At 73.0% G+C, this 26,643-nt stretch carries 22 protein-coding genes; 6 read left to right on the forward strand and 16 right to left on the reverse strand.

The window, feature by feature from the left end; all coding sequences use genetic code 11:
* The first annotated feature begins 3 nt into the window (after window positions 1-3).
* The 4 genes from ACXR2U_RS05660 (at window position 4) to ACXR2U_RS05675 (ending at window position 3,751) form a co-directional block, all read left to right on the forward strand.
* Window positions 4-663, forward strand: a complete 660-nt coding sequence (locus tag ACXR2U_RS05660) for an O-methyltransferase (protein WP_458823961.1) — start codon at window positions 4-6, stop codon at window positions 661-663.
* Between the two features lie 133 nt (window positions 664-796).
* Entirely contained in the window at window positions 797-1,888 is a 1,092-nt protein-coding gene (locus tag ACXR2U_RS05665) for a substrate-binding domain-containing protein (protein WP_458823962.1), read from the forward strand.
* Window positions 1,878-2,945 (forward strand): ABC transporter permease, encoded by a 1,068-nt coding sequence (locus tag ACXR2U_RS05670; protein ID WP_458823963.1) that lies wholly within the window; start codon window positions 1,878-1,880, stop codon window positions 2,943-2,945. Before ACXR2U_RS05665 ends, ACXR2U_RS05670 begins: the two co-directional genes overlap by 11 nt.
* Window positions 2,942-3,751, forward strand: a complete 810-nt coding sequence (locus ACXR2U_RS05675; protein ID WP_458823964.1) for an ATP-binding cassette domain-containing protein — start codon at window positions 2,942-2,944, stop codon at window positions 3,749-3,751. Before ACXR2U_RS05670 ends, ACXR2U_RS05675 begins: the two co-directional genes overlap by 4 nt.
* A gap of 62 nt (window positions 3,752-3,813) precedes the next feature.
* Here ACXR2U_RS05675 and ACXR2U_RS05680 read toward each other — a convergent pair whose 3' ends face one another.
* Together ACXR2U_RS05680 and ACXR2U_RS05685 are read right to left on the reverse strand one after the other, a co-directional pair.
* Entirely contained in the window at window positions 3,814-4,494 is a 681-nt protein-coding gene (locus tag ACXR2U_RS05680) for an FHA domain-containing protein (RefSeq protein ID WP_458823965.1), read from the reverse strand.
* Between the two features lie 162 nt (window positions 4,495-4,656).
* Entirely contained in the window at window positions 4,657-5,571 is a 915-nt protein-coding gene (locus ACXR2U_RS05685) for a LysR family transcriptional regulator (RefSeq protein ID WP_458823966.1), read from the reverse strand.
* Window positions 5,572-5,673: 102 nt separating this feature from the next.
* On the opposite strand from ACXR2U_RS05685, the gene ACXR2U_RS05690 reads away from it, so the two are divergent.
* Together ACXR2U_RS05690 and amaB are read left to right on the forward strand one after the other, a co-directional pair.
* On the forward strand, window positions 5,674-6,777 hold the full coding sequence (locus ACXR2U_RS05690; RefSeq protein ID WP_458823967.1) for a saccharopine dehydrogenase family protein: 1,104 nt from the start codon (window positions 5,674-5,676) through the stop codon (window positions 6,775-6,777).
* A 7-nt stretch (window positions 6,778-6,784) separates the two neighbouring features.
* Window positions 6,785-8,317: an L-piperidine-6-carboxylate dehydrogenase gene (gene amaB, locus ACXR2U_RS05695; RefSeq protein ID WP_458823968.1), complete on the forward strand. Its 1,533-nt coding sequence runs from the start codon at window positions 6,785-6,787 to the stop codon at window positions 8,315-8,317.
* A gap of 25 nt (window positions 8,318-8,342) precedes the next feature.
* Here the strand turns inward: amaB and ACXR2U_RS05700 are convergent, their stop codons facing one another.
* From ACXR2U_RS05700 to ACXR2U_RS05765, 14 genes are all read right to left on the reverse strand, one after another.
* Window positions 8,343-10,571: a SpoIIE family protein phosphatase gene (locus ACXR2U_RS05700; RefSeq protein WP_458823969.1), complete on the reverse strand. Its 2,229-nt coding sequence runs from the start codon at window positions 10,569-10,571 to the stop codon at window positions 8,343-8,345.
* Between the two features lie 162 nt (window positions 10,572-10,733).
* Window positions 10,734-10,907, reverse strand: a complete 174-nt coding sequence (locus ACXR2U_RS05705) for a CsbD family protein (RefSeq protein ID WP_458823970.1) — start codon at window positions 10,905-10,907, stop codon at window positions 10,734-10,736.
* Between the two features lie 86 nt (window positions 10,908-10,993).
* Entirely contained in the window at window positions 10,994-11,599 is a 606-nt protein-coding gene (locus tag ACXR2U_RS05710; RefSeq protein ID WP_458823971.1) for a TetR/AcrR family transcriptional regulator, read from the reverse strand.
* A gap of 13 nt (window positions 11,600-11,612) precedes the next feature.
* The gene (locus ACXR2U_RS05715) at window positions 11,613-13,163 is read right to left on the reverse strand and encodes a long-chain-fatty-acid--CoA ligase (protein ID WP_458823972.1); all 1,551 of its coding nucleotides are present in this window, start codon (window positions 13,161-13,163) and stop codon (window positions 11,613-11,615) included.
* A 19-nt stretch (window positions 13,164-13,182) separates the two neighbouring features.
* Window positions 13,183-14,343, reverse strand: coding sequence for an acyl-CoA dehydrogenase family protein (locus ACXR2U_RS05720; protein ID WP_458823973.1), 1,161 nt, complete (start codon window positions 14,341-14,343; stop codon window positions 13,183-13,185).
* Window positions 14,344-14,358: 15 nt separating this feature from the next.
* Complete coding sequence (locus ACXR2U_RS05725; protein ID WP_458823974.1) at window positions 14,359-16,338, reverse strand: acetyl/propionyl/methylcrotonyl-CoA carboxylase subunit alpha; 1,980 nt, start codon at window positions 16,336-16,338, stop codon at window positions 14,359-14,361.
* Complete coding sequence (locus ACXR2U_RS05730; RefSeq protein WP_458823975.1) at window positions 16,335-17,933, reverse strand: acyl-CoA carboxylase subunit beta; 1,599 nt, start codon at window positions 17,931-17,933, stop codon at window positions 16,335-16,337. Before ACXR2U_RS05730 ends, ACXR2U_RS05725 begins: the two co-directional genes overlap by 4 nt.
* The gene (locus tag ACXR2U_RS05735; RefSeq protein ID WP_458823976.1) at window positions 17,930-18,766 is read right to left on the reverse strand and encodes a TIGR03084 family metal-binding protein; all 837 of its coding nucleotides are present in this window, start codon (window positions 18,764-18,766) and stop codon (window positions 17,930-17,932) included. The genes ACXR2U_RS05730 and ACXR2U_RS05735 overlap by 4 nt, the downstream gene beginning before the upstream one ends.
* Before the next feature lie 93 nt (window positions 18,767-18,859).
* Window positions 18,860-19,969 carry an aminotransferase class I/II-fold pyridoxal phosphate-dependent enzyme gene (locus ACXR2U_RS05740; RefSeq protein ID WP_458823977.1) on the reverse strand — a complete coding sequence of 370 codons (1,110 nt, stop codon included), beginning with the start codon at window positions 19,967-19,969 and terminating at the stop codon, window positions 18,860-18,862.
* A complete protein-coding gene (locus ACXR2U_RS05745) occupies window positions 19,966-22,785 on the reverse strand; it encodes an FAD-binding and (Fe-S)-binding domain-containing protein (protein WP_458823978.1) in 2,820 nt (939 codons plus the stop codon). The genes ACXR2U_RS05740 and ACXR2U_RS05745 overlap by 4 nt, the downstream gene beginning before the upstream one ends.
* Window positions 22,786-22,817: 32 nt before the next feature.
* Entirely contained in the window at window positions 22,818-23,672 is an 855-nt protein-coding gene (locus ACXR2U_RS05750) for a hypothetical protein (RefSeq protein ID WP_458823979.1), read from the reverse strand.
* A complete protein-coding gene (locus ACXR2U_RS05755; RefSeq protein WP_458823980.1) occupies window positions 23,669-24,865 on the reverse strand; it encodes an NAD(P)/FAD-dependent oxidoreductase in 1,197 nt (398 codons plus the stop codon). The genes ACXR2U_RS05750 and ACXR2U_RS05755 overlap by 4 nt, the downstream gene beginning before the upstream one ends.
* Before the next feature lie 9 nt (window positions 24,866-24,874).
* The gene (locus tag ACXR2U_RS05760) at window positions 24,875-25,627 is read right to left on the reverse strand and encodes an amino acid ABC transporter ATP-binding protein (protein WP_458824056.1); all 753 of its coding nucleotides are present in this window, start codon (window positions 25,625-25,627) and stop codon (window positions 24,875-24,877) included.
* An 83-nt stretch (window positions 25,628-25,710) separates the two neighbouring features.
* Window positions 25,711-26,643, reverse strand: coding sequence for an amino acid ABC transporter permease (locus ACXR2U_RS05765; protein WP_458823981.1), 933 nt, complete (start codon window positions 26,641-26,643; stop codon window positions 25,711-25,713).

The following is a 26,643-nucleotide window of genomic DNA, read 5'->3' on the forward strand; positions in this document are numbered from 1 at the left end:
CTCATGGCGTCCGCTGCTCCCGCACCCATCGGACCGGCCGGCCTCGCCTACGCCGAGGCGTGGGCGCACGAGGGAGCCGCGGCCGACGACGTCCTCGCCGCCGCGATCCACCGGGCCGACGAGATGGGGGTGACCGCGGTCGACGCCTCGGTCGGCGCGGTGCTGCGGATGCTCGCGGGCGCGCTCGGGGCCCGCGCGGTCGTCGAGGCCGGGACCGGCGCCGGCGTCTCCGGGCTGTGGCTGCTCGGCGGCATGCGTCCGGACGGCGTCCTCACCACGGTCGACGTCGAGGCCGAGCACCAGCGCGCCGCCCGGCAGGCCTTCACCGAGGCCGGCACCCCGACCAACCGCTTCCGGCTCATCAACGGCTCCGCCGCCGAGGTGCTGCCGCGCCTCACCGACCGCGCGTACGACGCCCTCGTCGTCGACGCCGACCGCGAGGGCTACCCCGGCTACCTCGAGCAGGCCGCCCGGCTGCTGCGGGTCGGTGGAGTGGTCGCCTTCGTCGGCGTGCTCTCCGGCGACCGCATCACCGACTCCGGCCAGCGCGATCCCGCCACCCTCGCCCTGCGCGAGCTCGCCCGGCTGATCCGCGACGACGAGCGCTTCGACGCCGCCCTGCTCCCGGTCGGCGACGGCCTGCTGCTGGCCACCCGCCGCTGACGGCGCCCGGGCCCGGCGCCCGGTCCCACCGGATCTCGCGCGACCAAGGGGGTTGAAACCCGCCGATTCCGGGCAAGGCATGCAGTCGAGCGCGCGGCGACGGGGCCGCGTGCCGGCGTCGGGACGGGAGCGCATGCACCGATCGGCTCGGAGTCGCCTGCTGTCCGCCGTCGTCGTCCTCGCGACGGCCGTCGGCTCGCTGACCGCGTGCGTGACCAGCAACGACACCGTCGGGGTCGCCCTCATCCTCAAGACCCTGACCAACCCGTACTTCGTGGCCATGCGGCAGGCGGCGCAGGAGAAGGCGGACGCCGCGGGCATCGACCTGAGTGTCGCCGCCGGCACGATGGACGGCGACACCCAGAACCAGATCAACGAGATCTACACGGCAATCGCCCGTGGCGACAAGGGGATCCTCATCGCCAGCAACGGGAACTCGGTCAACGCGGCGATCCGGCTGGCGCGCGACAACGGGCTCTACGTCATCGCCCTGGACACCCCGCCGATCCCGGCCGACGTCACCGACAACACCTACGCGACCGACAACACCCAGGCCGGGCGGCTGATCGGGCAGTACACGGCGGCGCGGCTGGGCGGCAAGAAGGCCGTCATCGCCATGCTCGACCTCTACGACGACCAGGTCGCCTCGGTGGACATCGAGCGCGACCACGGCTTCCTCGAGGGCATGGGCATCGACCCCGGCAGCACCAGCCAGCTCGCGCAGGAACCCCGCAGCGGTCAATACAAGGGTGTCGGGGGCGGAGGGGGCGGCCAGTACGAGATCGCCTGCCACCAGCCGACGCAGGGCGCGGTCGACGGCGGTCGGACCGCGATGGAGCAGTGCCTGTCGGCCAATCCCGACATCAACGTCGTCTACTCCGTCAACGAACCGGCCGGCCGGGGCGCGTACGCCGCCCTGCAGGCGGCCAAGGCCACGCAGAAGGCGTTCGTGGTGACGATCGACGGCAGCTGCAGCGGCATGGAGAGCGTGAAGAGCGGGGTGTTCGCCGCGGACGCCACGCAGTACCCGGGTGACATGGCGGCGCTCGGGGTCGAGGCGGTCGTGAAGATCTCGCAGGGGCAGGAGCCGCCGGGCGTCACCCCCGGCAAGACGTTCCTCGACACCGGCACCAACCTGGTCGCCACCGACGTACCCGAGGGCGTGAAGGCCCAGACCGTCGACGAAGGTCTTTCGAGATGCTGGGGGAGCACCAGTGACACCTGAACCCGCCACGACCTCCGGGCCGGCCACCGAGCGCGCGGCCGGCACCGAGACCGTCGACGACGCCGAGAGCCTGCGGCAGCGCGACCGATCGCCGTTCGAGCGGGTGCAGCACGTCCTGCACGAACGGCCCGCGCTGAGCCCGCTCATCGTGCTGGTGCTCTCGCTGGTGGTCTTCGCCTTCGCCGCCGAGAACTTCATCCGCCCGCAGGCGCTGTCGCTGCTGGTGCAGCAGATGGCGGTGGTCGGCACCCTCGCGGTCGGTCAGAACATCATCATCCTGACCGCGGGCATCGACCTGTCGGTCGGCTCGGCGATGGTGTTCTCGTCACTCGTGATGGCGAAACTCGTGGCGAACTCGGGGGTCCCGGCCGTCCTGGCGATCCTGGCCGGCCTGGTCGTCGCGCTGCTGACCGGGCTGGTGAACGGCCTGCTGGTCACCCGGGTCAACCTGCCGCCGTTCATCGTCACGCTCGGCACGTTCTCGATCTTCACCGCGGTGACGCTGCTGTACGCCAAGGGCGAGACGATCTCGGTCGACCCCAACTCTTTCCTGCTGTGGACCGGGAAGACCTTCTCGCTCGGGAGCTTCAGCCTCACCTACGGCGTCGTGCTCATGGTGCTGCTCTACGTCGGGGTCGGGTTCGCGATGCGCAACACCGCGTGGGGCCGTCACCTGTACGCCACCGGTGACGACGCCGAGGCGGCCCGGCTCGCGGGCATCGCCACCAAGCGGGTGTTGCTCTCGGCGTACATCGTCGCCGGCTTCTGCGTGGCGGTCGCGGCCTGGATCGTGTGCGGACGCGTCGGCGGCGGCGATCCCAACGCCGGGCTCAACTACAACCTGCTGTCGATCACGGCCGTGGTCATCGGCGGGACGTCGTTGTTCGGCGGTCGCGGCGTCATCGTCGGCAGCCTCATCGGGGCGCTCATCGTCCAGACGTTCAACAGCGGTCTGGCCCTCGCCGGCGTCGACCCGAACTACCAGGTGCTCGCCACCGGCATCCTCGTCATCCTCGCGGTGTCGGTCGACCAGTGGATCCGGAAGGTGAGGGCATGACCGCCTCCATGACCAAGGGCGACGCCGCGAACGGTGCAGCGAGCAACACTCCGGTGTTGGAGGCCCGCCAGCTGGTCAAGACCTACGGCCGCGTCGTCGGCCTGCGCGGGGTCGATCTCACGCTGTACCGCGGCGAGGTGCTGGCGGTCATCGGCGACAACGGGGCCGGCAAGTCGACCCTGATGAAGTGTCTGTCCGGCGCGGAGACCCCTGACAGCGGCGAGCTGCTCGTCGACGGCAGGCCGGTCACCTTCCGCCGGACCAACGACGCCCGCGCCGCCGGCATCGAGACCGTCTACCAGACCCTCGCCGTGGCGCCGGCGCTCGACATCACCAGCAACCTCTACCTCGGGCGCGAGATCCGCAAGAAGGGCCCGTTGGGCTCGGTGCTGCGGGTGATGGACAAGAGGGCCATGCGGGAGCAGGCCGAGCAGGACATCAAGGACCTCGGCATCCAGACCCTGCAGAACATCCACCAGACCGTCGAGACCCTCTCCGGCGGCCAGCGGCAGGCCGTGGCCGTCGCGCGGGCCGGGGCGTTCGGCAGCAAGGTCGTCATCCTCGACGAGCCGACCGCCGCCCTCGGCGTGCGGGAGACCAACCAGGTGCTGCGGCTCATCGGCGAGATGCGTGACCGTGGCCTCGGCATCATCCTGGTCAGCCACAACATGCCGAACGTCTTCGAGATCGCCGACCGCATCCAGGTGCAACGGTTGGGCGGCTCGGCGGGCGTCATCACCCCGCAGTCGCACTCGATGCAGGACGCCGTGGCCATCATGACGGGCGCCATGACCGTCGACAGCTGACCCGGACCGCCGAATTCTGTGTACTCCTGCGGCGTCAGGCTGCAGGAGTACACAGAATCTGGTCAGCGCGGCAGCAGGCGGAGGTCGTCGGGCGTGACGATGCGGTTCGTCAACGCCCACTCGGCCAGACCGTCCAGGGCGTTCCAGCCCGTGAGTCCGGGCACGCCCGCGGCGGTGAGGCGGGTGCGCAGGTACTCGATGCGCTTCACGAGCGTGGTGCGCGGCCAGCCGAGACGGGCCGCCGCCGCGGCGTAGGACTTCGGGTGCGGCTCGTACCGCTCCCCCTGTTCGAGGTAGCCCGCGAACAGCGCGACCATCGCGGCCCGGTCCAGCCGGTTGACGACGACCTCGCCACCCATCACGGTCGCGTCGTCACCCGCGGGCGGGTCGACGGCCACCACGGCGGGTCGGCCGGTCGGCGGATCCACGGCCAGCTCGTACGAGCCGGAGGTGCCGTCGACGATCACCCGCAGCGCGCTCTCGACCACCACGCGCCGGCCCGGCGGGACCACCGTGCGCAGCCCGAAGCCGTCGGCCACCGCGAACGACCGGCTCGCGCTGGTGTTGCGCACCCACCACTGCCCGGACTCGTGCTCGACCACCCCGGCCCGTCGCGAGACGGCGCGGTCCTCGGCGCCGAGGCACACGGTGGTGTCGAGGGACCGACCGAAGGTCACTGGGGTGTCCGGCCGCGCCTCGACGACGGCGTCGCCCGTGCGCACCACGAGGACGTCGTCGGGCACGCTCGCGAACTCCTCCGGTGGGCCGTCCCCGGCGGTCGACCAGGTCCGTCGGAGTCTCCCATCGGCGGACCGGAGGCGCACACCGTCGGGTCGGCCGACCCCCTTCCGCCGATTCTGTGTACTCCTGCGTCGCCAGAGCGCAGGAGTACACAGAATTCGGGTCTAGGACCTGGCAGCTCCGACGATGGCGTCGCGCACGGCGACGACCGCGGGGCGGGCGGCGGCGGCGGGGCGGGTGAGCAGCTGCACCCGGCGGGCGAGCCCCGCGGCGAGGGGACGCAGCCGCAGACCGGGCGCGGGGGCGATGGCCGAGCGCGGCAGCACGGTGACGCCGTGACCCGCCGCGACCGCGGTGGCGAGCACCCACATGTCGTCGGTCTCCCAGGCCACGCGGGGCTCGAACCCGGCGGCCCGGCAGGCCGACCGGACGGCGCGACCGCAGGCGGCGTCGTCGGGCGGCATGACCCACGCCTCGCCGGCGAGGGCGGTCAGGGCCACCTCCCGCGGCCACGACCGGCTCTCCGGCAGCACCGCGAGCAACGGCTCGACGGCCAGCTCGACCGGGGCGCCCAGTTCCGGGCGGGCCCAGGGGACGTAGTCGTACTCGTCCACCACGGCGAGGTCCGCCTCGCCCGCGAGCAGGGCGTCGACCGAGGCTCCGGGTTCGGCCACCACGACCCGCAGGTCGACGTCGGCGGGGACGGCCGCGGCCGCCCGGGCGACCAGGGTCGCGGCCGCACTGGCCACGGTCGACACCACCACCGGACCCGCCACGCGGCCGGTCAGGAGATCCAGTTCGGCGCGGGCCTGTTCGAGCAGGCCGAGCACGTCGCCGGCGCGGGCGGCCAGCGCCTCGCCCGCGGCGGTGAGCACGGCGCCCCGCGGTGACCGGGAGAGCAGGGCGGCCCCGGTCTCGCGTTCGAGGACCGCGAGTTGCTGCGACACCGCCGACGCGGTGAGGCCGAGCGAGCGGGCACCGGCCGCGATGCTGCCGTGGCGCGCGACGGCACGCAGCAGCCGCAGCCGACCGACGTCGAGGGTCGGCTCGGCGCGGGCCGGGGCGTCCGGTGTCGCCATCCCGCCTCCCGACGTCGACATCACAACTGCTGGCTGAGTAGTGTGCGCCGACAGTACAGCTGTCGACTCGCCCGACCCACCCCGATGAGCAGAGGATGGTCCATGACCCGCTCGTTCGATTCCGTCGCCGTCATCGGCCTGGGCAAGGTGGGCGAACTCGTCGCCACCCTGCTCGCGAAGTCCGGCTTCACGGTCACGGCCTTCGACCAGCGCGCCCGCCCGGGGCTGCCGTTCGAGACCGGCGTGCTCGATGTCCGCGACCCCGCCGCGATCCGCGACGCCCTCGCCTCGCAGCAGGCCGTCGTCGCGTGCCTGCCCTACCACCTCAACCTCCCCGTCGCGGAGGCGGCGTTCGAGGCCGGCGTCCACTACTTCGACCTCACCGAGGACGTCCCCACCACCACCCGGGTGCTGGAGCTCGCCGCCAAGGGCGCCGACACCGTGCTCGCGCCCCAGTGCGGCCTCGCGCCCGGTCTGATCGGCATCGTCGGCGCCTCGCTGACCCGTCACTTCGACACCATCCGGTCGATGGAGCTCAAGGTCGGCGCCCTCCCCCGCCACCCCACGGGCCTGCTCGGCTACGCCTTCAACTGGTCGGCCGAGGGTGTCGTCAACGAGTACCTCAACGACTGCGAGGTGCTGCGCGGCGGCGTGCGGCAGATGGTCCCCGCCATGACCGAGCTCGAACGGGTCGTCATCGGCGGCGTCGAGCTCGAGGCGGCACTGACCTCCGGCGGGCTCGGCACGATGTGCGAGACCTACCAGGGCGCGACGAACCGTCTGGACTACAAGACGATGCGCTACCCCGGCCACTTCGAGCTCATGAAGTTCTACTTCGACGAGCTGGGTCTGCGTGACCGACGCGAGCTCGCCGGCCAGATCCTCGTCGACGCCAAGCCGCCGGTCGACGACGACGTCGTCTACCTCTACGCGGGCGTCGAGGGCACCGCGACCGGCGAGGGCGACACGGCCGCAGGCCAGCTCCACCGCGTGCAGTACGTCCGCGCCTACCAGCCGTTGGAGATCGACGGCCGGCTCTGGCGCGCCATCTCCTGGACGACCGCTGCGTCGGCCGCCGCCGTCGTCGAGCTCGTCGCCGACGGCCGGCTGCAGCAGAGCGGCTTCGTCAAGCAGGAGGAGATCCCCTTCACCGCGCTGCTCGACACCGCGAACGGCGCCCGCTTCGCCGAACTCGGACAGGTGTGACGCTCTGATGCTCACTGCAACGATCCCTTCGCACGACGACCTCACCCGCGAGACCCTCGAGATCCTCGGCCGCCTCGGCGTCGAACTGCCCGCCGACGGCACGCTCCCGGCCCGCACGCCGATCACCGGCGGCACGCTGGGCCACGTCACGCAGCACACCGCGGCCGACGTCACCCGCATCGTCGGCGAGGCGTCCGACGCCTTCCGCACCTGGCGGGTCGTGCCCGGTCCGGTGCGCGGCGAGCTGGTCCGCGTGCTGGGCGAGAAACTGCGCGCGCACAAGGACGATCTCGGCGCCCTGGTCTCGATCGAGGCCGGCAAGATCCGCTCCGAGGGCCTCGGCGAGGTCCAGGAGATGATCGACATCTGCGATCTCGCCGTCGGTCAGTCACGGCAGCTGTTCGGCCTCACCATCGCCTCCGAGCGTCCCGGCCACCGGATGATGGAGCAGTGGCACCCGCTGGGGGTCGTCGGCGTCATCAGCGCGTTCAACTTCCCCGTGGCCGTCTGGTCCTGGAACACCGCGCTGGCGCTGGTCTGCGGTGACGCCGTCGTCTGGAAGCCGTCGGAGAAGACCCTGCTGACCGCTCTCGCCTGCCACGCCCTGCTGCAGCAGGCCATCGCCGAGGTCGGCGCGCCCGCGGGCCTGTCGTCGGTCGTGCTCGGCGGCGCCGAGGTCGGTGAGGCCCTGGTCGACGACGCCCGCGTCGCGCTCGTCTCGGCCACGGGGTCGACCCGCATGGGTCGGCAGGTCGCCCCGAAGGTCGCCGGCCGTTTCGGGCGGCTGCTGCTCGAGCTCGGCGGCAACAACGCCGCGATCGTTGCACCGTCAGCCGATCTGGACCTCGCCGTGCGCGGCATCGTCTTCTCGGCCGCCGGCACCGCGGGTCAGCGCTGCACCTCGCTGCGCCGGGTCATCGTGCACGCGTCCATCGCCGACGACCTGGTCGAGCGCCTGCGCGCCGCCTACTCGTCGTTGCCGATCGGCTCGCCGCTCGCCGACGGCACCCTCGTCGGCCCGCTGGTCGACGCGACCGGGTACGCGGGCTTCGTCAAGGCGCTGGAGACGGCCCGCACCGACGGCGGCGAGGTCGTCGTCGGCGGCGTACGCGTCGACGAGGACGCTGCGCCGGACGCCTACTACGTGCAGCCCGCGCTGGTGCGCATGCCCGGCCAGACCGCGATCGTCGAGGCCGAGACCTTCGCCCCGATCCTCTACGTCATGACCTACGACAGCTACGACGAGGCGATCGCGCTCCAGAACGCGGTCCCGCAGGGTCTGTCGTCGTCGGTGTTCACGCTCGACATGCGCGAGGCTGAGCGGTTCCTCGCCGCCGACGGTTCGGACTGCGGCATCGCCAACGTCAACATCGGCCCGTCCGGTGCGGAGATCGGCGGCGCGTTCGGCGGCGAGAAGGACACCGGCGGCGGACGCGAGTCGGGTTCGGACGCGTGGAAGGCCTACATGCGCCGCGCCACCAACACCGTGAACTACTCGACGGAACTGCCGCTCGCGCAGGGCGTTTCGTTCGACGTCTGACCCGGCGTCCGGCCGGTGGCGCGGGTCAGTGACGGAGCTCGAACCAGACCGTCTTGCCGCGACCTCCGGTCGAGGCGTCGGCGTCGAGGACACCCCACGCGTCGGCCAGCGCGGCCGTGATGAGCAGACCGCGCCCCGACGCGCGGGCGTGGTCGACACCGGGCGTCACCGGCAGGCGGTCTCCGGCGTCGTGCACGGCCACGACCAGGCGGTCGGGGTCGACCCGCACCTGCAGGCAGACGCCGGGAGCACCGTGACGGACCGCGTTGCTGGCCAGTTCCGAGACCAGGACGACCGCGTCCGAGCGCACGTCCTCGGGCAGTGACGCCGCGCGATCGGCCACGAACGCCCGTGCCACGGCCGGTGCGTCCACGCTGAACGGCAGGTCGACCGCGGCGGCGTCCTCCAGGTCGCCCGGGCCCGACGCCGGCGTGCCGGTGACCCGCACCGCGAGCAACGCGGTGTCGTCCTCCCCGGGCTCCGGCGCGAGTTCGGCGAGCAGCGCATCGAGCAGCGCGTCGAGGTCGAGACCGGCGAGCGGGGCGAGGACCTCGCGCAGGCGGTCCAGGCCGATCTCCTGGCTGAGGTCGCGCCGTTCGACCAGGCCGTCGGTGTAGCCCAGCAGCGTCGACCCCGGCGGCAGGTCCACGGTGTGGTCGTGGCGCTCGGCGTCGGCCGCGACGCCGATGAGGATGTCGGGCTTGGTGTCGAGGACCTCGACCCGGCCGTCGGCGTGGACCAGCACCGGCAGCGGGTGACCCGCGTTCGACCAGTGCATCCGGCGCGATCCGCCGGCCGCGGGGTCGGCCGGGTCGATCCGGGCCAGCACCAGGGTCGCCATGGTGTCGACGGCGAGCCCGACCGCGGCGTGCTCGAGCCGGGTGAGGATGGCCGCCGGGGTGTCGGCCGTGCCACCCCGGTCGGCGTCGTAGGCCAGGGTGCGCAGGACACCGCGCAGCTGCCCCATCGCCGCGGCGGCCGCGCTGTCGTGCCCGACGACGTCACCGATGACCAGCACCGTCTCCCCGGACGGCGTGACCAGGGCGTCGTACCAGTCACCGCCGACCTGGGCGTGGTGCCCGGCCGACCGGTACCGCACCGCGACCTGCAGGCCGTCGGGCTGCGGCGGCGGGGTCAGCAGGGCACGCTGCAGCGACTCGGCCAACTGCTGCAGCTCGACGAGCGCGGCTTCCTGCTCCTCGGCGGTGCGGATGCGCAGCAGCGCCTGGGCGCACTGGGCGGCGAACGCGTCGAGCAGGTCGAGTTCGTCCTGGTCCAGCTCGTGGTCGTCGATCCACGCGGCGGCGAGGGAACCCAGCCGCACGTCGCCGACGGCCATGGGGATCAGCGCCCACGCCGAGCGCCCGGTGGTCTCGTAGATGCCCGCCATGACCTCGGCGTCGTAGGCGTGGCCGGCCTCGCGATTCGGCAGCAGCAACCGCTGACCGGTCCGCGCGGACCAGCACCCCGGGATCATGCTGTCCCACGGCGCGGACGGGTAGGTCGCCTGCGTGTGCTCGCCGAGGGCGTCGTTGACGGTGATCCGCCAGCCGCCGTCGGGGTCGGGCGTGACGATGCCGCCGCCGTCGACCCCGAGCACCGGGAGCCCCCGGCCGACCACGATGGCCTCGACCTCGGCGAAGTCGGTCGCGTTGGTGAGCGCGAGCGCGACGTCGGCCTGCGCCGCCAGTTGGCGGGCCACGGCGTCCTTCGCGGCCAGGGCGTCGGCGAGTTCGCGGGCGCGGACGAACAGGTCGGCCTCGACCCGTTCGGCCCGGCGGCGCCAGGCGTCGTCGCCGCCCTCGACCGCGAGGGCCTCGACGCGTTCACGTTCCCGGGCGAACTCGGTGATGTCCTCGGTGCGCTGGACGACCGCCACGACCCGCCCGTCGGCGTCGAGCACGGGCACGTGGACCGCGAGCCAGTGCCGTTCGACCATCCGGCCGTCGGGATCGGCGATGGGGTACTTCTGCACCGGGAGGGTGTCCCGCTCGCCGGTCGCGACGACCTTCTCCAACGAGGTCTGCAGCTCGGAGCGGCCGTCGGGCCCGAGGGTGTGCTCGGGTGGGGGGAACGCCTCGAGGAAGTTGCGCTCGAGCAGCTCCGCACGCGACCGGCCGGTCACCCGCAGGTACTCGCTGTTCATGTCGAGGACGCGCAGGTCGGCCGAGAGCACGACGTAGGGGGTGGGCAGCACCTCGAACACCGCGTCACGAGCGACGCGCGGTCGTGCACCAGCCGTGCCGTTCGTCATGGGACCCCCCGTCCTGCCGGCCGTCGTCATTCTCGCAAGGAAACGTCTCCGGCGCAGGCTTCGTCAGCCTTCCGGCCCGTTCGGCACGAAGCCCCGGTCCGACCGTGGGTCGGGACCGGGGCTCACCGCCGTGCGCGGCCCGACGGGGCCGCGTACCGCAGGTCAGTGCTTGAAGGCGTCCTTCACCTTCTCGCCGGCGTTCTTGAGGTCGGCTTCGGACTGGTCCCGACGCCCCTCGTTCGCCGTGGACTCGTCGCCCGTGGCGTTGCCCAGGGCTTCCTTGGCCTTGCCGGCCGCGTCGGTGACGGCGTTCTTGGCCTTGTCGATCGCGCTCATGGTGGAGCTCCCTTCAGAGGCGGACACAGACGTCGTGCCCGCCCGGCCCCCCTCCCTCACATCGGACCGGTCCGCTCACAGCGCGCTCACGCGCCCAGGGCCGCCAACTCGGCGTGCAGCATCGCGGCGTAGCGGCGCACGACCCGCTCCCGGCGGGCGGCGTCGTCGGTGAGCAGGTCGGCGAGGCCGAGACCGCGCGCGAGGTCCAACGTCGCCTGCACGACCTCACGGACCTCGGGTCGCGCGTCGTCGACCCCGAGCATCGCCACCACCGCCCGGTGCGCGCCCGCGCCGAGCGTGGACTCCAGCGGCAGGATCTGCTCGCGCAGCACCGGGTCCGACGCCGCCGCACCCCAGAGCTGGACCGCGGCCCGGAAGAGAGGTCCGAGGTAGAAGTCGACGGCGGCCCGCACCACGGCGAGGGTGCGATCCGGCCCCGGCGGCAACGTGCGGGACGGGTCGAGGTCGGCCATGCGGGCGGCCGCGATGTGGGCGACCGCCGCGGCGACGAGGTCCTCACGGGTCGGGTAGTGGTGCTGCGCCGCCCCGCGCGACACCCTGGCCCGTTCGGCCACGACGCTCACCGTGGTGCCACTCCAGCCGAGATCGGCGAGAGCCTCGACGGTGGCGTCGAGCAGGCGGGCACGGGTGGCCCGGCTGCGGTCCTGCTGCGGTTCGCGGGTCGTGGTCACGAAGCCTCGGTGGTCACGAGACGTTGCGGTCGTGCCCGGCCCAGAAGGGCGCCCGGAGGTCACGCTTGAGGATCTTGCCGGTGCCGTTGCGCGGCAGGGCGGGGAGCACCTCGACCGCCCGCGGACACTTGTAGTGCGCGAGGTTCTCCCGCAGGTAGGCCTGCAGCTTCTCGACGTCGACGGTGGCGCCCGGGTGCGGTGCCACGAAGGCCATGACCGCCTCCCCCCACCGCTCGTCCGGGACGCCCACCACCGCGACATCGGCGACGTCCGGGAACTCGGCGATCACCCGTTCCACCTCGGGCGAGTACACGTTCTCCCCGCCGGTGATGATCATGTCCTTCAACCGGTCGACGATGTAGACGAAGCCGCCGCTGTCGGCCCGGCCGAGGTCGCCGCTGCGCACCCAGCCGTCCGCGGTGACGGTGTCGGCGGTCGCGCCGGGGTTGCCGAAGTAGCCGGCCATCCGCTGCTCGGTGCGCACCCAGATCTCGCCGGTTCCGCCGGGTTGCACGTCGTCACCGGTGACCGGGTCGACGATCCGGAGTTCCACCCCGGGCAGCGGGGTGCCGGCTGACGCGAGCCGCTCCGGGTGCTCGGTGTCGCGGTGGGCGGCGGAGTCCAACGTGGTGACGACGCCCGCGCACTCGGTCATCCCGTACACCTGCAGCAGTTCGGTCCCCGGCCACGCCGCCAACGTCGCCCGTAGCACCGGCAGCGGCATCGGGGACGCGCCGTAGCCGACCCGCTTCATCACCGAGAACGCCTGCATGGCCTGCGGTCCCGCCTGCAGGATGCCCGCGATGACGGCCGGCACGAGGAACGCGTGGGTGGCACCCTGCTGCAGGGCGCCGAACAGCGACGGCGCGTCGGGTTCGCGGACCAGGATGCTCGGCACCCCGGCGCGGATGCCCAGCAGCACGTAGCTGCTGCCGCCGACGTGGAACAGCGGCATCGCGACCATGTTGACGCTGCCGGGGCCGAAGTCGAAGTCGGCCATGTTGGCCGTGGTGTGGGCGTCGAAGTTGTGGTGCGTCAGCATGACGCCCTTGGGGAAGCCCGTGGTGCCGCTGCTGTAGAGGATCAGCGCGGGGTCGTCGTACGCGACGCCGTCGGCCGGGGGCGTGGTCGGCGCCGCCGCCGCCCACGCCTCGTAGCCGTCGTCGTCACCTCCCACCACGACCACCTGCTGCAGATCGGGCAGGTCGGCACGGATCTGCTCCAACACCGGCACGAACTCCGCGCCGACGAACACCGTGCGCGCCCCGCAGTCGCGCAGGATGTACGCGACCTCGTCGGGCGCCAGCCGAGAGTTGACGACGACGTTCATCGCGCCGATCGACGCCGCGGCCAGGTTGAGCTCGACGCATGCGATGTGGTTCTTGTCGTAGAACGCGACCCGGTCGCCGCGCTGCACGCCGTCGTTGCACAGTGCACCGATGGTGTGGCGGACCCGTTCGCGCCACTGCGCCCAGGTGTACCGACGTTCCCCGAACGTGATCGCCGGCGCGTCCGGGGTGGTGTCGGCCCAGTGGTCGAGGTCGTCGGCGAGCAGTCGGGTCATCGGTGACCTTCCTCGGGTGTCAGTACGACTTGGGGAGATGGAGCGAGAACTGGGCGACGAAGTTGAGGATCATCTCGCGGCTCACCGGGGCGATCCGCGCGACCCGGGAGGTGGCGATCAGCGTGCCCAGGCCGTACTCGGAAGCGAGGCCGTTCCCTCCGAGGCTCTGCACGGCCTGGTCGACCGCCCGGGCGCCGGCCTCGGCCGCGGCGTACTTGGCCATGTTCGCCGACTCCCCCGCGGCCATGTCCTCACCGGCGTCGTAGAGGCTCGCGGCCTTCTGCATCATGAGCTTGGCCAGTTCCATCTCGATCTTGACCTGGGCCAGCGGGTGGGAGAGGCCCTGGTGGGCGCCGATCGGCACGCCCCACACCTGACGCTCGTTGACGTACGCCGCCGCCTTGGCCAGCGCGTAGCGCGCGGTGCCGACCGAGAGCGCCGCGGCCATGATCCGTTCGGGGTTGAGCCCGGCGAACAGTTGCGCCAGCGCGGCGTCCTCGTTGCCGACCAGGGCGTCGGCGGGCAGGTGGACGTCGTCGAGGAACAGCGAGAACTGCCGGTCGGCCATGACCAGGTCCATCGGGATCGGGCGGTACTCGAACCCCGGAGCGTCGGTCGGCACCACGAACAGCGCGGGCTTGAGCTTGCCGGTCCGGGCGTCGGCGGTGCGCCCCACGATCATGACCGCGTCGGCCTGGTCGACACCGGAGACGTAGACCTTGCGGCCGTTCAGCGTCCACCCGCCGTCGTCGCGACGGGTGGCGGTGGTGGTGATCTTGTGGGAGTTGGAGCCGGCGTCGGGTTCGGTGATGCCGAACGCCATGATCGCCGAGCCCTCGGCGAGGCGGGGCAACCACCCGCGCTTCTGGTCCTCGGTGCCGAACCGGCCGATGATCGTGCCGCAGATCGCGGGCGAGACGACCATCATCAGCAGCCCGCACCCGGCGGCGCCGAACTCCTCGAGCACCAGCGCGAGGTCGTAGATCCCACCGCCCCCGCCGCCGTACTCCTCCGGCAGGTTCACCCCGAGCAGCCCGAGCTTGCCGGCCTCGTTCCACAACTGGTCCAGGTGCTCACCGGACCGCGCGCGCTCGACCGCGTAGTCGTAGCCGTACCGCGCGCCCAGGTCCGCGACGGCCTTCCGCAAAGCCTGACGTTCCTCGGATTCCACGAAGTCCACGAGTCTCTCCCTCTACTAGAGCGGATCGGCGGCGCGCGCGGAGACGAGCGCCAGTATGGAGCCGACGTCGACCGTGCGGCCAGGGGTCACAGCCAGTTCCTCGACCACGCCGTCGACAGGCGCGCGGACCACGTGCTCCATCTTCATGGCCTCGAGCCACACGAGCGGTTGGCCCGCGACGACGTCGTCGCCGACCGCGGCGCCGACCCGCACGACCGTGCCGGGCATCGGGGCGACGAGCGACCCGGGCGCGGCGACGTCGGCCGGGTCGACGAACCGTGGCCGCTCGCGCAGCACCACCGGGCCGTCGGGGCCGTCGACGTGCACGAGGTCGTCGTACCGGGCGACCGCGTACCGGCCGCGGACACCGTCGGTCTCGAGCACCACGAGGTCCGGGGTGACCGACACGACGACCGGTGCCGGACTGCCGTCGCCCTCCACGACCGGCCCGGTCCGGGTCGTGCGCCACCGCACGGTGACGGCGTCGCCGCCCGCGGTGACGAACTCGCGACGCCGCGGCGTGCTCGCGACGTTGCGCCACCCCGTCGGCAGACCGCTCTGGACCGGCGACGCGGCGTGGTCGGCCGCCTCGGCGGCGAGCGCCGCGGCGAGGGCCGCCGGCGGGATGGCGGTGACGCCCGTCAGCGGCGCGAGGACGTCGTGGACGTCGAGGAAGTCGGTGGCGGTGTCACCCGCGAGGAACGCCGGTTGCCGCAGGATCCGCACCAGGGAGTCGCGGTTGGTCGTCAGGCCGTGGATCCGCGCGCCCGCCAGGGCGCCCGCGAGCCGGACGGCGGCCGCGGTGCGGTTCGGCGCGACGCTCACGACCTTGGCGAGCATCGGGTCGTAGTGGACGCCCACGACCGAGCCCGCCTCGACACCGGCGTCGAGCCTGATGCCGGCCACGCCCGGGAGCTGGTCGAAGCGGGCGACGACGCCGTCGAGGTCGAACCGTTGCACGGTGCCACTCTGCGGCGTCCAGCCGGCGGCGGGATCCTCGGCGTAGAGCCGCACCTCGATGGCGTGGCCGACCGTCGGCGGCGGGCGGTCCGGCAGGCGTTCGCCGTCGGCCACGGCGATCTGCCACGCGACCAGGTCCAAGCCGGTGGTCGCCTCGGTGACGGGGTGTTCGACCTGCAGGCGGGTGTTGGTCTCGAGGAACCAGAAACGGCCGTCGTCCGCGGCGAGGAACTCGACCGTGCCGGCACCGACGTAGCCGATGGCTCCGGCCGCGGCGCGCGCCGCGCGGAACAACTGCTCGCGCAGGCCCGCGGTGCGCAGCACCAGGGGCGAGGGGGCTTCCTCGACGACCTTCTGGTGGCGCCGCTGGATGGAGCACTCCCGTTCGCCGACGGCCCACACTCTGCCGTGGGTGTCGGCGAGGACCTGGACCTCGACGTGGTGGCCCCGCTCGACGTACGGCTCGATGAAGACCGTGCCGTCGCCGAAGGCGGATTCAGCCTCGCGCCCGGCCGCGGCGACCTCGTCGGCCAGCGCGGCGAGCTCGGTCACGATCCGCATGCCGCGACCGCCTCCTCCGGCCGACGCCTTCACGAGCACGGGCAGGTCGGCCGCCGTCACGGCATCGGGGTGGAGGTTCGTGAGGACGGGGACGTCCGCCGCGGCCATGAGCGCCTTGGCCTCGACCTTGCGGCCCATGCCCTCGATGGCCGCGGGCGGCGGGCCGATCCACGTCAGCCCGGCGGCCTCGACGGCGCGGGCGAACTCGGCGTTCTCCGAGAGGAACCCGTAACCGGGGTGCACGGCGTCGGCGCCCGAGCGCAGCGCGGCGTCGACCACGAGGTCGATGCACAGGTAGGTCTCGGCGGGCGTGGAGCCGGGCAGCCGCACCGCCCGGTCGGCCTCGCGGACGTGCGGGGAGTCGACGTCGGGGTCGGAGAACACCGCGACGGTGCCGAGGTCGAGGCGGCGGCAGGTCGCGAACACCCGGCGGGCGATCTCGCCGCGGTTCGCGCAGAGAACGCGCGTGATCACGGACGGAACACCCCGTACGACGTCGTCCCCTCGACCGGTGCACTGTGCAACACCGAGAGGCAAAGTCCCAGGACGGTGCGGGTGTCGCGGGGGTCGATGACGCCGTCGTCGTAGAGCCGACCGGACAGGAACATCGGCAGCGATTCGGCCTCGATCTGCTTCTCGACGTAGCTGCGCATCGCAGCGTCGGCGTCCTCGTCGTACGGGTTGCTGCGCGACTCCGCCGCGGCCCGCGCCACGATCGACAGCACGCCGGCGAGTTGGGCCGGGCCCATCACGGCCGACTTGGCACTCGGCCACGCGAACAGGAACCGGGGATCGTAGGCGCGCCCGCACATCCCGTAGTGGCCCGCGCCGTACGACGCGCCCAGCAGCACCGACAGGTGCGGCACGGTGGAGTTCGAGACGGCGTTGATCATCATGGCGCCGTCCTTGATGATCCCGCTCTGCTCGTACTCCCGGCCGACCATGTAGCCGGTGGTGTTGTGGAGGAAGACGAGCGGGGTGTCGGTCCGGTTGGCGAGCTGGATGAACTGCGTGGCCTTCTCGGACTCGCTGCCGAACAGCACGCCCTGCGCGTTGGCCAGGATGCCGACGGCGTAGCCGTGGATGCGGGCCCACCCGGTCACCAGACTGGTGCCGTACCGGGCCTTGTGCTCGTCGAAGTCGGAGTCGTCGACGATGCGGGCGATGACGTCACGCGGGTCGAACGGGGCCTTGAGGTCGGGCGGGACGACGCCGAGCAGATCCTCGACGTCGAACCGCGGCGGTCGGACGGTCGCGGCGGGCGGGGGTCCGGCCTTGGTGCGGTTGAACCGGGCGACGATGCGACGGCCGATGCGGATGGCGTCCTGCTCGTCGGCCGCGAGGTGGTCGCCGAGCCCCGAGACCCGGGCGTGCATCTCGGCGCCGCCGAGCGACTCGTCGTCGGACTCCTCCCCCGTCGCCATCTTGACCAGGGGCGGACCACCGAGGAAGACCTTGGACTGCTCCCGGATGAGCACGACGTGGTCGGACATGCCCGGGACGTACGCACCCCCCGCGGTGGAGTTGCCGAACACCAACGCGACGGTGGGGATGCCGGCGGCCGACAGCCGGGTCAGGTCGCGGAACAGGCGTCCGCCGGGGATGAAGATCTCCTTCTGCGTCGGCAGATCCGCGCCGCCGGACTCCACCAGACTGATGAGCGGCAACCGGTTCTGCAGCGCGACGTCGTTGGCGCGCAGGGTCTTCTTCAACGTCCAGGGGTTGCTGCTGCCGCCCTTGACCGTCGGGTCGTTCGCGACGATGACGCACTCGACGCCCTCGACCACCCCGATGCCGGTGACGATGCTGGCGCCGACCGTGAACTCGCTCCCCCACGCCGCGAGCGGTGACAGTTCGAGGAACGCCGAACCCGGGTCGACGAGCAGTTCGATCCGTTCGCGGGCGAGGAGCTTGCCGCGCCGGTGGTGCCGCTCGACGTACTTCTCCCCGCCACCGGCGACCGCCTCGGCGTGCGCGGCGTCGAGGTCGTCGAGCTTCGCGAGCATCGCGTCGCGGTTGACGGCGAACTCGGGCGTGGCGGTGTCGAGGCGCGAGGTCAGGACGGTCACGCCGACGCCACCGGGGTCCGTGGGGCGGGCGCGGCCGCCGCCGGCCGGCCGGGTCCCGGAGCGCCGGCGAACGCCTGCGCGATGTCGAGCCAGGCGTCGGCGTCGGCCCCCTCGGCGCGGACGTCGAGGTCGGCGCGGTGGCGTCGCTGCGTGACGAGCAGGCAGAAGTCGAGGGCCGGGCCGGTGACCCGCTGCGCGGCGTCGTCCGGCCCCCAGGTCCAGTGCTCGACGCCGTCGGGCGCGAGCAGGTCGACGCGGAACGGTGCGGTGGGCGGGGTGCGGTCGTGCAGCAGGTACGCGAAGTCGCGGGTGCGGACGCCGAGATGGGCGACGTGCCGCAGCCGGGCGGTCGGTGCCCGGGTCACCCCGAGCGCGTCGGCGACGTCCTGCCCGTGGGCCCAGGTCTCCATGAGCCGGGCCGTCGCCATCGAGGCCGCGCTCATCGGCGGGCCGAACCACGGCAGCTTCGCTCCGGCGGGGACCGCGCTCAGGGCGTCGGCGAGCGTGCTGCGTCCGCTGCGCCACTCCGCGAGCAGCCGCTCCGGCGGGTTCGCCGCGCGGGCGGCCGCGGCGTCGTCGACGAACCGCAGCGGGTCACCGGCGGCCGCGGCCCGCAGCGCCTCGCCGAACGCGGCGGGGTCGGTCGCGGCCAGCAGCGCGATCTCGTCGGTCCAGGTCAGGTGGCCGATCTGGTGCCCGATCGTCCAGCCCTCGGCCGGGGTCGGTTTGGCCCACCGCTCGGCCGGCAGGTGCGCCAGCAGTGCGTCGAGGTCCGCGCTCTCGGCCGCCAGGTCGCCCAGCAGCCCGGTGAGCACGTCGGTGTGCGCCGTCACGCGGGCAGCGTCTCACCCCCGCCACCCCGAAGCAAGCACGCCTGCTTGTTTAGGGACGAATTCTGTGTACTCCTGCGGCGTGGGGCCGCAGAACTACACAGAATTCGGTCGTTGCTCCAGCCCGACGCGGCGGGCGGCGAGCTCGATGCGCTCGTCCGGTTGGACGGCGGCCAGGCGGAGGTGGCCTCGGCCGGCCGGGCCGTAGAACTCACCCGGCGAGCTCACGATGCCTGCGCGTTCGGCGAGCAGCCGGGCGGCCTTCCACTCGTCGCCGCCGGGGACGGCCACCCAGAGGTAGAACGCGCCGCCGGGCAGCTCGGCCTCGATGTCGAGGGCGGCGAGGACCTCGATCAACCGTTGCATCCGGCGTCGGTAGCGCTCGCGCTGCTCGTCCACGTGGGCGAAGTCGGCGAGGGCGACGACGGCGGCCTCCTGCACGGGTCCGGGCGGCATGAGCCCGGCGTGCTTGCGGACCTCGCGCAGGTAGTGCACCAACTCCGGGTCGCCGACGTAGAACCCGATGCGGGCACCGGCGAAGTTGTCGCGCTTGGACAGCGAGTGCAGCGCGACGACACCCTCGAGCCCGGACTGCACGATCGACTGCGGCGCCGCGGCGTAGGTGAACTCGACGTAGCACTCGTCGGAGAACACCGGCACGTCGTGGGCTCGGCCCCACGCCGCCACCGCGGCGAGGTCGACCAGCTCCCCGGTCGGGTTGGCCGGCGAGTTGGTCCAGATCATGAGCGCGCGGGCGGCGTCGTCGTCGCTGATGTCGTCGAGCGTCAGGTACGGGACGGCCCGCACGCCCGCGAGGATCGCGCCCATCTCGTACGTGGGGTAGCTGATGGCGGGGTACAGCACGGTGTCGCGGCCGGGGGTGCGCAGCTGGAGGTACTGCGGTGCCGACGCCACGAACTCCTTGCTGCCCACGCACGCGGCGACGTCGGTGGCGGCGTCCAGGGTGATCCCGAACCGCTGCTGGTACCAGCCCGTGACGGCCGTCCGGAACGCCGCCGTGCCGATCGACGGCGGGTAACCCTGCGCCGCGCCGACGCTCGACAGCGCCGCCATGACGTCCGCGGGCGGCGGGTCGCACGGGGTGCCGATCGACAGGTCGACCGCGCCGCCCTCGTGGGCCGCGGCGATCGCCGTGATCTCACCGAGCCGCTCGTAGGGGTAGGGCGGGGGGACGAAGCCGGTCACGAGGGGGATTCTCCTCGTGCGGGCAACCGTTCGGCGAGGAGCTCGGCGAGGTGACGGCTGCGGCGGTCCGCGAGCTGGTCGAGCTGGGTGCGGCAGGAGAAGCCGTCGGCGAGCACCGTGGCATCCGGCCCCGCCGCCCGGACGGCCGGCAGCAGCGCGGTCTCGGCCACCGCGACCGACACCTCGTAATGGCCCTTCTCGACCCCGAAGTTCCCGGCGAGCCCGCAGCACCCGCCGACCGCGGTGACCTCGGCGCCGGCGTCGGCGAGCAGGCGCCGGTCGGCGTCCCACCCGAGCACGGCGTGCTGGTGGCAGTGCGGCTGGGCCACGCCGGTGACCCCGGTGAGATCCGGCGCCTGCCAGTCGGTGCGGGTGGCGAGCAGCTCGGCCAGGGTGTTGGTGCGGGCGGCGAGCGCCTCGGCCCGCTCGGCGTCGGCCCCGGTGAGCAGCTCGGCGGCGTCCGAGCGGAGCACCGCGGTGCACGACGGCTCGAGGCCGACGACCGGCACGTCCCTGCCCGCGGCGTCGAGCGCGTGGACGGTGCGGCGCAGCTGCCGGCGGGCACCGTCGAGCTGACCGGTGGAGATCCAGGTCAACCCGCAGCACACGGGCTCGTCGGTGACGCGCACCGCGAACCCGGCGTCCTCCAACACGGCGACCGCGGCCTGCCCGACCTCGGGCGAGAAGTGGTCGGTGAAGGTGTCGACGAACAGCACGACCGGGTCGCCGGTGGCGGGTTGCGGGCGGGCGGCGAACCACGCCCGGAAGGTGCGGTCGGCGAAGCGCGGGAGCGGCCGACGTTGGTCGATGCCACCGGCGGCCTTGACGAGGCGAGCGAGCAGACCGTTGCCGAGTGCAGCGTTCGCCAGGGCGGGGACACGCGAGGCGAGCTTCGCCGCCCGCGGCAGCCACCCCAGGGAGTAGTGGCTCGGCGGGCGGAGCTTGCCCTTGTACTTCTGGAACAGCGCCTCGGACTTGTAGGTGGCCATGTCGACTCCGGTGGGGCAGTCGACCGAACACCCCTTGCAGGACAGGCAGAGATCGAGCGACTCGGCCACAGCGGGGTCGGCCAGACCGTGCACCAACGTGCCGTTGGCGGCCTCCTGCAGCACGCGCGCCCGGCCGCGGGTCGAGTCCTTCTCGTCGCGGGTGGCGAGGAACGACGGGCACATGACGCCGCCGGTGGCGGTGGTGTCGGCGCGGCACTTGCCGACCCCGACGCACCGGTGGACCGCGAGCGAGAGGTCACCGCCGTCGTGTGCGAGCGAGAACCCGCGGCTGAGCAACGGTGTGGTCCGCGGCACGCGCAGGTCGGCGTCGAACGGCGCCGGGTCGACCAGCACGCCGGGGTTCAACAGGTCGTCCGGGTCGAGGAGGTTCTTCACGGCGCCGAACATCGCGATCGCGGTCGGTGAGTACATCTTGGGCAGCAGTTCGCTGCGGGCCCGGCCGTCGCCGTGCTCACCCGACATCGACCCACCGAACGAGGCGACCAGGTCACCCGCGGCGTCGAGGAACTCACGGAACACGCCGGGCCGGGTCGCGAACGGGAAGTCCAGACGGGCGTGGACGCAGCCGTCCCCGAAGTGGCCGTAGACGAGGGCGTCGAGTCCGTGGGCCGTCATCAACGCCTCGAACCCGCGCAGGTACGCGCCGAGGTGTTCCGGGGGCACGGCGGCGTCCTCCCACCCGGGCCAGGCGAGGTCGCCGCCCGGGGTCCGGCTGCCGAGTCCGGCGCCGTCCTCCCGGATGCGCCAGAGCGCGGCGGCGGTGGTGCCGCGGGCGATCACGTGGTCCAGCGCGTGCGCCGCGGCGGCGATCTCCTCCGCGGCGGCCGTGGCGGCCTCCGGGGTGTCGCCGCCGACCTCGACGAACGTCCAGCCCGCACCGCGCGGCAGGTCCGGGACGGCCGAGTCACCGCGCCGCCGGCGGACGACGTCGACCAACCGGGCGTCCATCCCCTCGACCGCCAGCGGCGCGAACGGCAACAGCACGGGGACGTCGTCGGCCGCGGCCGGCATGTCCTCGTAGCCCAGGACGAGCAGCGCCGTGGCCGCGGGGACCGGCACCAGGCGAACCGTTGCACCCAGCAACACTGCGAGCGTGCCCTCGGTACCGGAGAAGAAGCGGCCGGCGTCGAAGCCGTTCTCCGGCAGCAGCTGCTCCAGCGCGTAACCCGAGACCTGCCGACGGAACCGGCCGAACTCGGTGCGGACGGTGGCGAGGTCGGAACCGACGAGCTCCTGCAGCGGCGCGGTGAACGGCCCGGCCGCACCACGGCGCGCGGTGAACCGGTCGCCGCCGATCGTCACGAGGTCGAGCTCGACCACCTGGTCACCGGTGCGCCCGGCCGACATCGCGTGAGCGCCGCAGGCGTTGTTGCCGATCGACCCGGCGATCGTGGCCCGCGCGTGGGTGGAGGGATCCGGACCGAACTTCAGCCCGTGCGGGCGTCCCGCCGCGCTGATGGTGTCGAGCACGGCGCCGGGTTCGACGACGGCCGTCGCCGTCTCGGGGTCGAGCGAGACCACCCGGTTGAGGTGACGGGACAGGTCGAGCACGAGCCCCGGCCCGATCGCGTTGCCGGCGATCGAGGTCCCCCCGCCGCGCATCGTCAGCGGGGTCCCGGTCGCCCGGCACACCTCGACCGCGGCGAGGACCTCGTCGACGTGGCGGGGGAACGCCACGGCCTGGGGCACCACCCGGTAGTTGCCGGCGTCGGAGCTGTACTCGGCCCGCCGCCGGGTCACGGTGTCGGTGGCGACCCCCGCCCGCCGCAGGGCCGCGACGACGTCCGGCACCAGGAGTTCGGTCACGCCCTCATCTTCCCTGACGCCCTGACCGCCCCTCAGTCCGGCAGGCGCGACGGGTCGGCGCGGAAGGCCGCGACCTCGGCCTCGAACCGGTCCACGTGCTTCTGGATCCGGGCGGCGTCGGTCGCGCGGTTCAGGAACGGTTGGCGCCGCCCGATCAGCAGGACGTCCTTGCCGTTCAGCGGCCGCCCCAGCTCCAACAGGGGGTGCAGCACGCGGGAACCGGCGGCGGCGCCGGGCAGCCGGGCCCGCAGCCACGCGTACTGCTGGCGGGTGAACAGGTTCGTGGGGAGGTCGACCACCTCGAGCTCGGTGAGGTGGCCGAGCGGTTCGATCCGGCCGTCGGCGACCGAGCGGGGCCGCACCTCGAGGCGCCGCAGCCGGGTCAGGCCCGCCAGCGGATCCAGCGTCTCGACCACCGACGTCCGGTCGGTGACATCGCCGCAGACCAGCTCCTGCAGCGTCGTCGCCGCGCGCAGGTCGTCGAGCGCGCGGACCCGGGTGAAGTCCTCGAACGACAGCCCCCGGAGCCGCGGTGTGCGGGTGAAGTCCCAGAGCCGGGTCGCGCGCTGGTTCCAGAAGAACGCGACGTACTCCAACTGCGGTAGATCCTCCAGCGGGCTGAGATCGGCGAGGCGCGGGCACTTCCAGAAGTGCAGGGCGGTGAAGCGGTGACCGTGGTCCGCGACCAACGTCTCGAAGGTGGCCTGGTCCAGACCGCTCACCCGCAGGGTCGACGCCTCCCCTCCGGCACCGAGGGTCTCCAGCTGCGCCGCCTCCAGCCGGCCGCCGGAGAGCTGCGGCTGCACGAGCGAGACCAGCCAGTCCGGCTGCGCCCGCCCGGCGACCTGCGTGAGATCGGCGAGATCGCGCGGCCCGGGTGCGGTCACGCGGGCGGGAGGGCCCAGGCCGGGACGGGCGTGCCGTCGACGGCGGCGGCGACCGCGGCCCGCGCGGCGACCATGCCCACGAGGTTGCCGGTGCCGCTGTAACCGCCGCACGCGGCGACGACACCGTCGTCCGAGCGAGCCGCGACACCGGTCACGGGACGGCCGTCGGCGGTGAAGCCGACGGACGCGGCCCAGCGGTCGGTCACCGTGACCGGTCCCCCCGCCATCCGCGCGGCGACCTGCTCGATGTCGCGCTGGACGTCCGACGTCGGCGTGGGGTCGTCGGTCCACTCCGCCGCCTCGTGACGGTCGCGGGCGCCGCCGACGAACACCGTCCCGTTCGGCAGTTGCTGGGCGTAGTCGTAGCCCCACCGCGCGTAGACCGGGCACGGCAACCGGTGACGGTCGGTCAGCGGCGCGGTGGCGAGCATCTGCAGGCGCGCCGTCCGCACCGGCACGCCGGGCACCAGCGCGGTGAGCCGGCCGTCGGTCGCGACCACGACGACCGGTGCCCGCACCGTGCCGGTCCGGCACTCCACCACGCCCGGCCCGACGCCCGTGACGACCGTGTGCTCGTGCAACGTTCCGGCCGACCGCGCCGCGAGCTCGACCACGCGACGGGCCGGGTTGCAGGCGGCGTCACGGGGGAAGCGCAGACCCCGCCCGAGCGGGCCGTCGTAGGTCTCGGGCGGCGCGCCGATCTCGGCCAGCATCGCCGCCTGGCGCTCGCAGTCCTCGAGCTCGGCCGCGCGGTCGGCGGCCTCGGCGTCGTCCAGATCGGCGCCCGGCAGGCCCGCCAGCCGGTACGAGCCCACCCGGCGGATCACCGACGGGCCGAGCAGGTCCTCCTGCCGGTCGAGTTCGTCGGCCGTCGCCCGGTACAGCTCGACGGCGGCGTCGCGCCCCCACGTCTCGGCCGCCTCGACCAGACCCGGGGCCGTCCCGGCGAGCAGGAAACCGCCGTTGCGACCGGCCGCGGCGGCGCCGACGCGGCCGGCGTCCACGCCGACCGTCGAGAGGCCCCGCCGGGTGAGTTCCTCGATCGCCGCGAGCCCGGACGCGCCGAGCCCGACGACACAGGCGTCGGCGGTGACGTCGCCGGCGAGCGGCGCCCGCCCCGCCCACGCCCGCACGGCGGGGTCGCGGTCCCAGCCGACCTGACCCCAGGGCGACCGACGCAGCGCACCGTCCATGCCTGCTGTCTACAGCACCGCCGAGAGGAACGCCTTGGTGCGTTCGTGCTGCGGGTTGGCGAGGACCGCGCGTGGGTCGCCCTGTTCGACGACCACACCGCCGTCCATGAACACCAGCTGGTCGCCGACCTCGCGGGCGAAGCCCATCTCGTGGGTGACGACGATCATCGTCATGCCGTCCTTGGCCAGCTGCCGCATGACGTCGAGGACCTCGCCGACCAGTTCGGGGTCGAGCGCCGAGGTCGGCTCGTCGAAGAGCATCAGTCGCGGCTGCATCGCCAGCGCACGGGCGATGGCCACCCGCTGCTGCTGCCCGCCGGACAACTGCATCGGGTAGTTGCCGGCCTTGTCGGCCAACCCGACACGGTCGAGCAGCTCCCGGGCCTGCGCCGCGACGTCCTTCCTCTTGCGCTTCTGCACCTGCAGCGGCGCCTCCATGACGTTCTCGAGCGCCGTCATGTGCGGGAACAGGTTGAAGCGCTGGAAGACCATGCCGATGGAGCGACGCTGCTTGGCGATGTCCCGCGGGTGCATCTCGTGCAGCTTGTCGCCGCGCTCGTGGTAGCCGATCAGCTCGCCGTCGACGTACAGCCGTCCGGCGTTGACGGTCTCGAGGTGGTTGATGCACCGCAGGAACGTCGACTTGCCCGAGCCGGACGGCCCGACCAGGCACAGCACCTCGCCGAGGTGGACGTCGAGGGTGATGCCCTTGAGAACCTGCAGCGACCCGAAGTTCTTGCACACCGACTGCGCCGAGACGATGGCCCGGCGGTCCCGCGCGGCCTTGACGGGCGCGATGTCGGAGAAACCGCCGTCGGGATCGGGGTTCTTGCGCATCTCGGGGCTCATCCGCCACCCGCTCCCTGCTGGGCCGGCACCGCGACGGCCTGCGCCGCCACCGCTCCGCCCGCCGTGCGCGACGACCCTCGTGAGAACCGCCGCTCGAGGAAGTACTGACCGACCATGAGCACCGAGGTGATGGCGAGGTACCAGGTCGCCGCCACCAGCAGCAGCGCCACCGGCCGGGCGAGCGGCACCGCGATGTCACGGGTGCGCGAGTACAGCTCGGTCGACAGCGGCACCGCCACCACCAGCGAGGTGGTCTTCAACATGCTGATGACCTCGTTGCCGGTGGGCGGGATGATCACCCGCATCGCCTGGGGCAGCACGATGCGCCGCAGCGTCTGGACGCGGGTCATGCCCAACGCCTCGGCCGCCTCGGTCTGGCCCTCGTCGACCGAGTTGATCCCGGCCCGGACGATCTCCGCCATGTACGCCGCCTCGTTCAGGGCGAGACCGATGCAGGCGAACGTGAACGCCGCGACCATCGCGGACTCGCCGCGCCCGAAGTCCAGCAGGTCCAGGGTCACGAAGGTGGGCCCGAAGGGGATGCCGAGCTTCCACTGCTTGTAGATGACGGTGACCAGACCCCAGAACACCAACTGCACGTAGATAGGGGTCCCGCGGAAGAACCACAGGTAGAGCCACGCCACCGCCCGCAGCACCGGGTTGGCCGACAGCCGCATGACGGCGAACAGCACGCCCAGCACGACCGCGCCGACCATGGCGATGACCGTGAGCTCGATCGTCACCAGTGCCGCGGCCGAGACCCGCTGGTCGAACAGGTACTTGCCGTACGTCGACCAGTCGTACGCGTCGTTGGTGGCCGCCCCGTACCCGAACAGCACGAGGACGACCAGCACGACGACGGCGCTGATCCACCGCCAGGGCCGTCGGAGGGGGACGGCCTTGATCGGGGCGGGCTGGCGGGGCTCCAC

The sequence above is a fragment of the Jatrophihabitans sp. YIM 134969 genome (assembly GCF_054456675.1).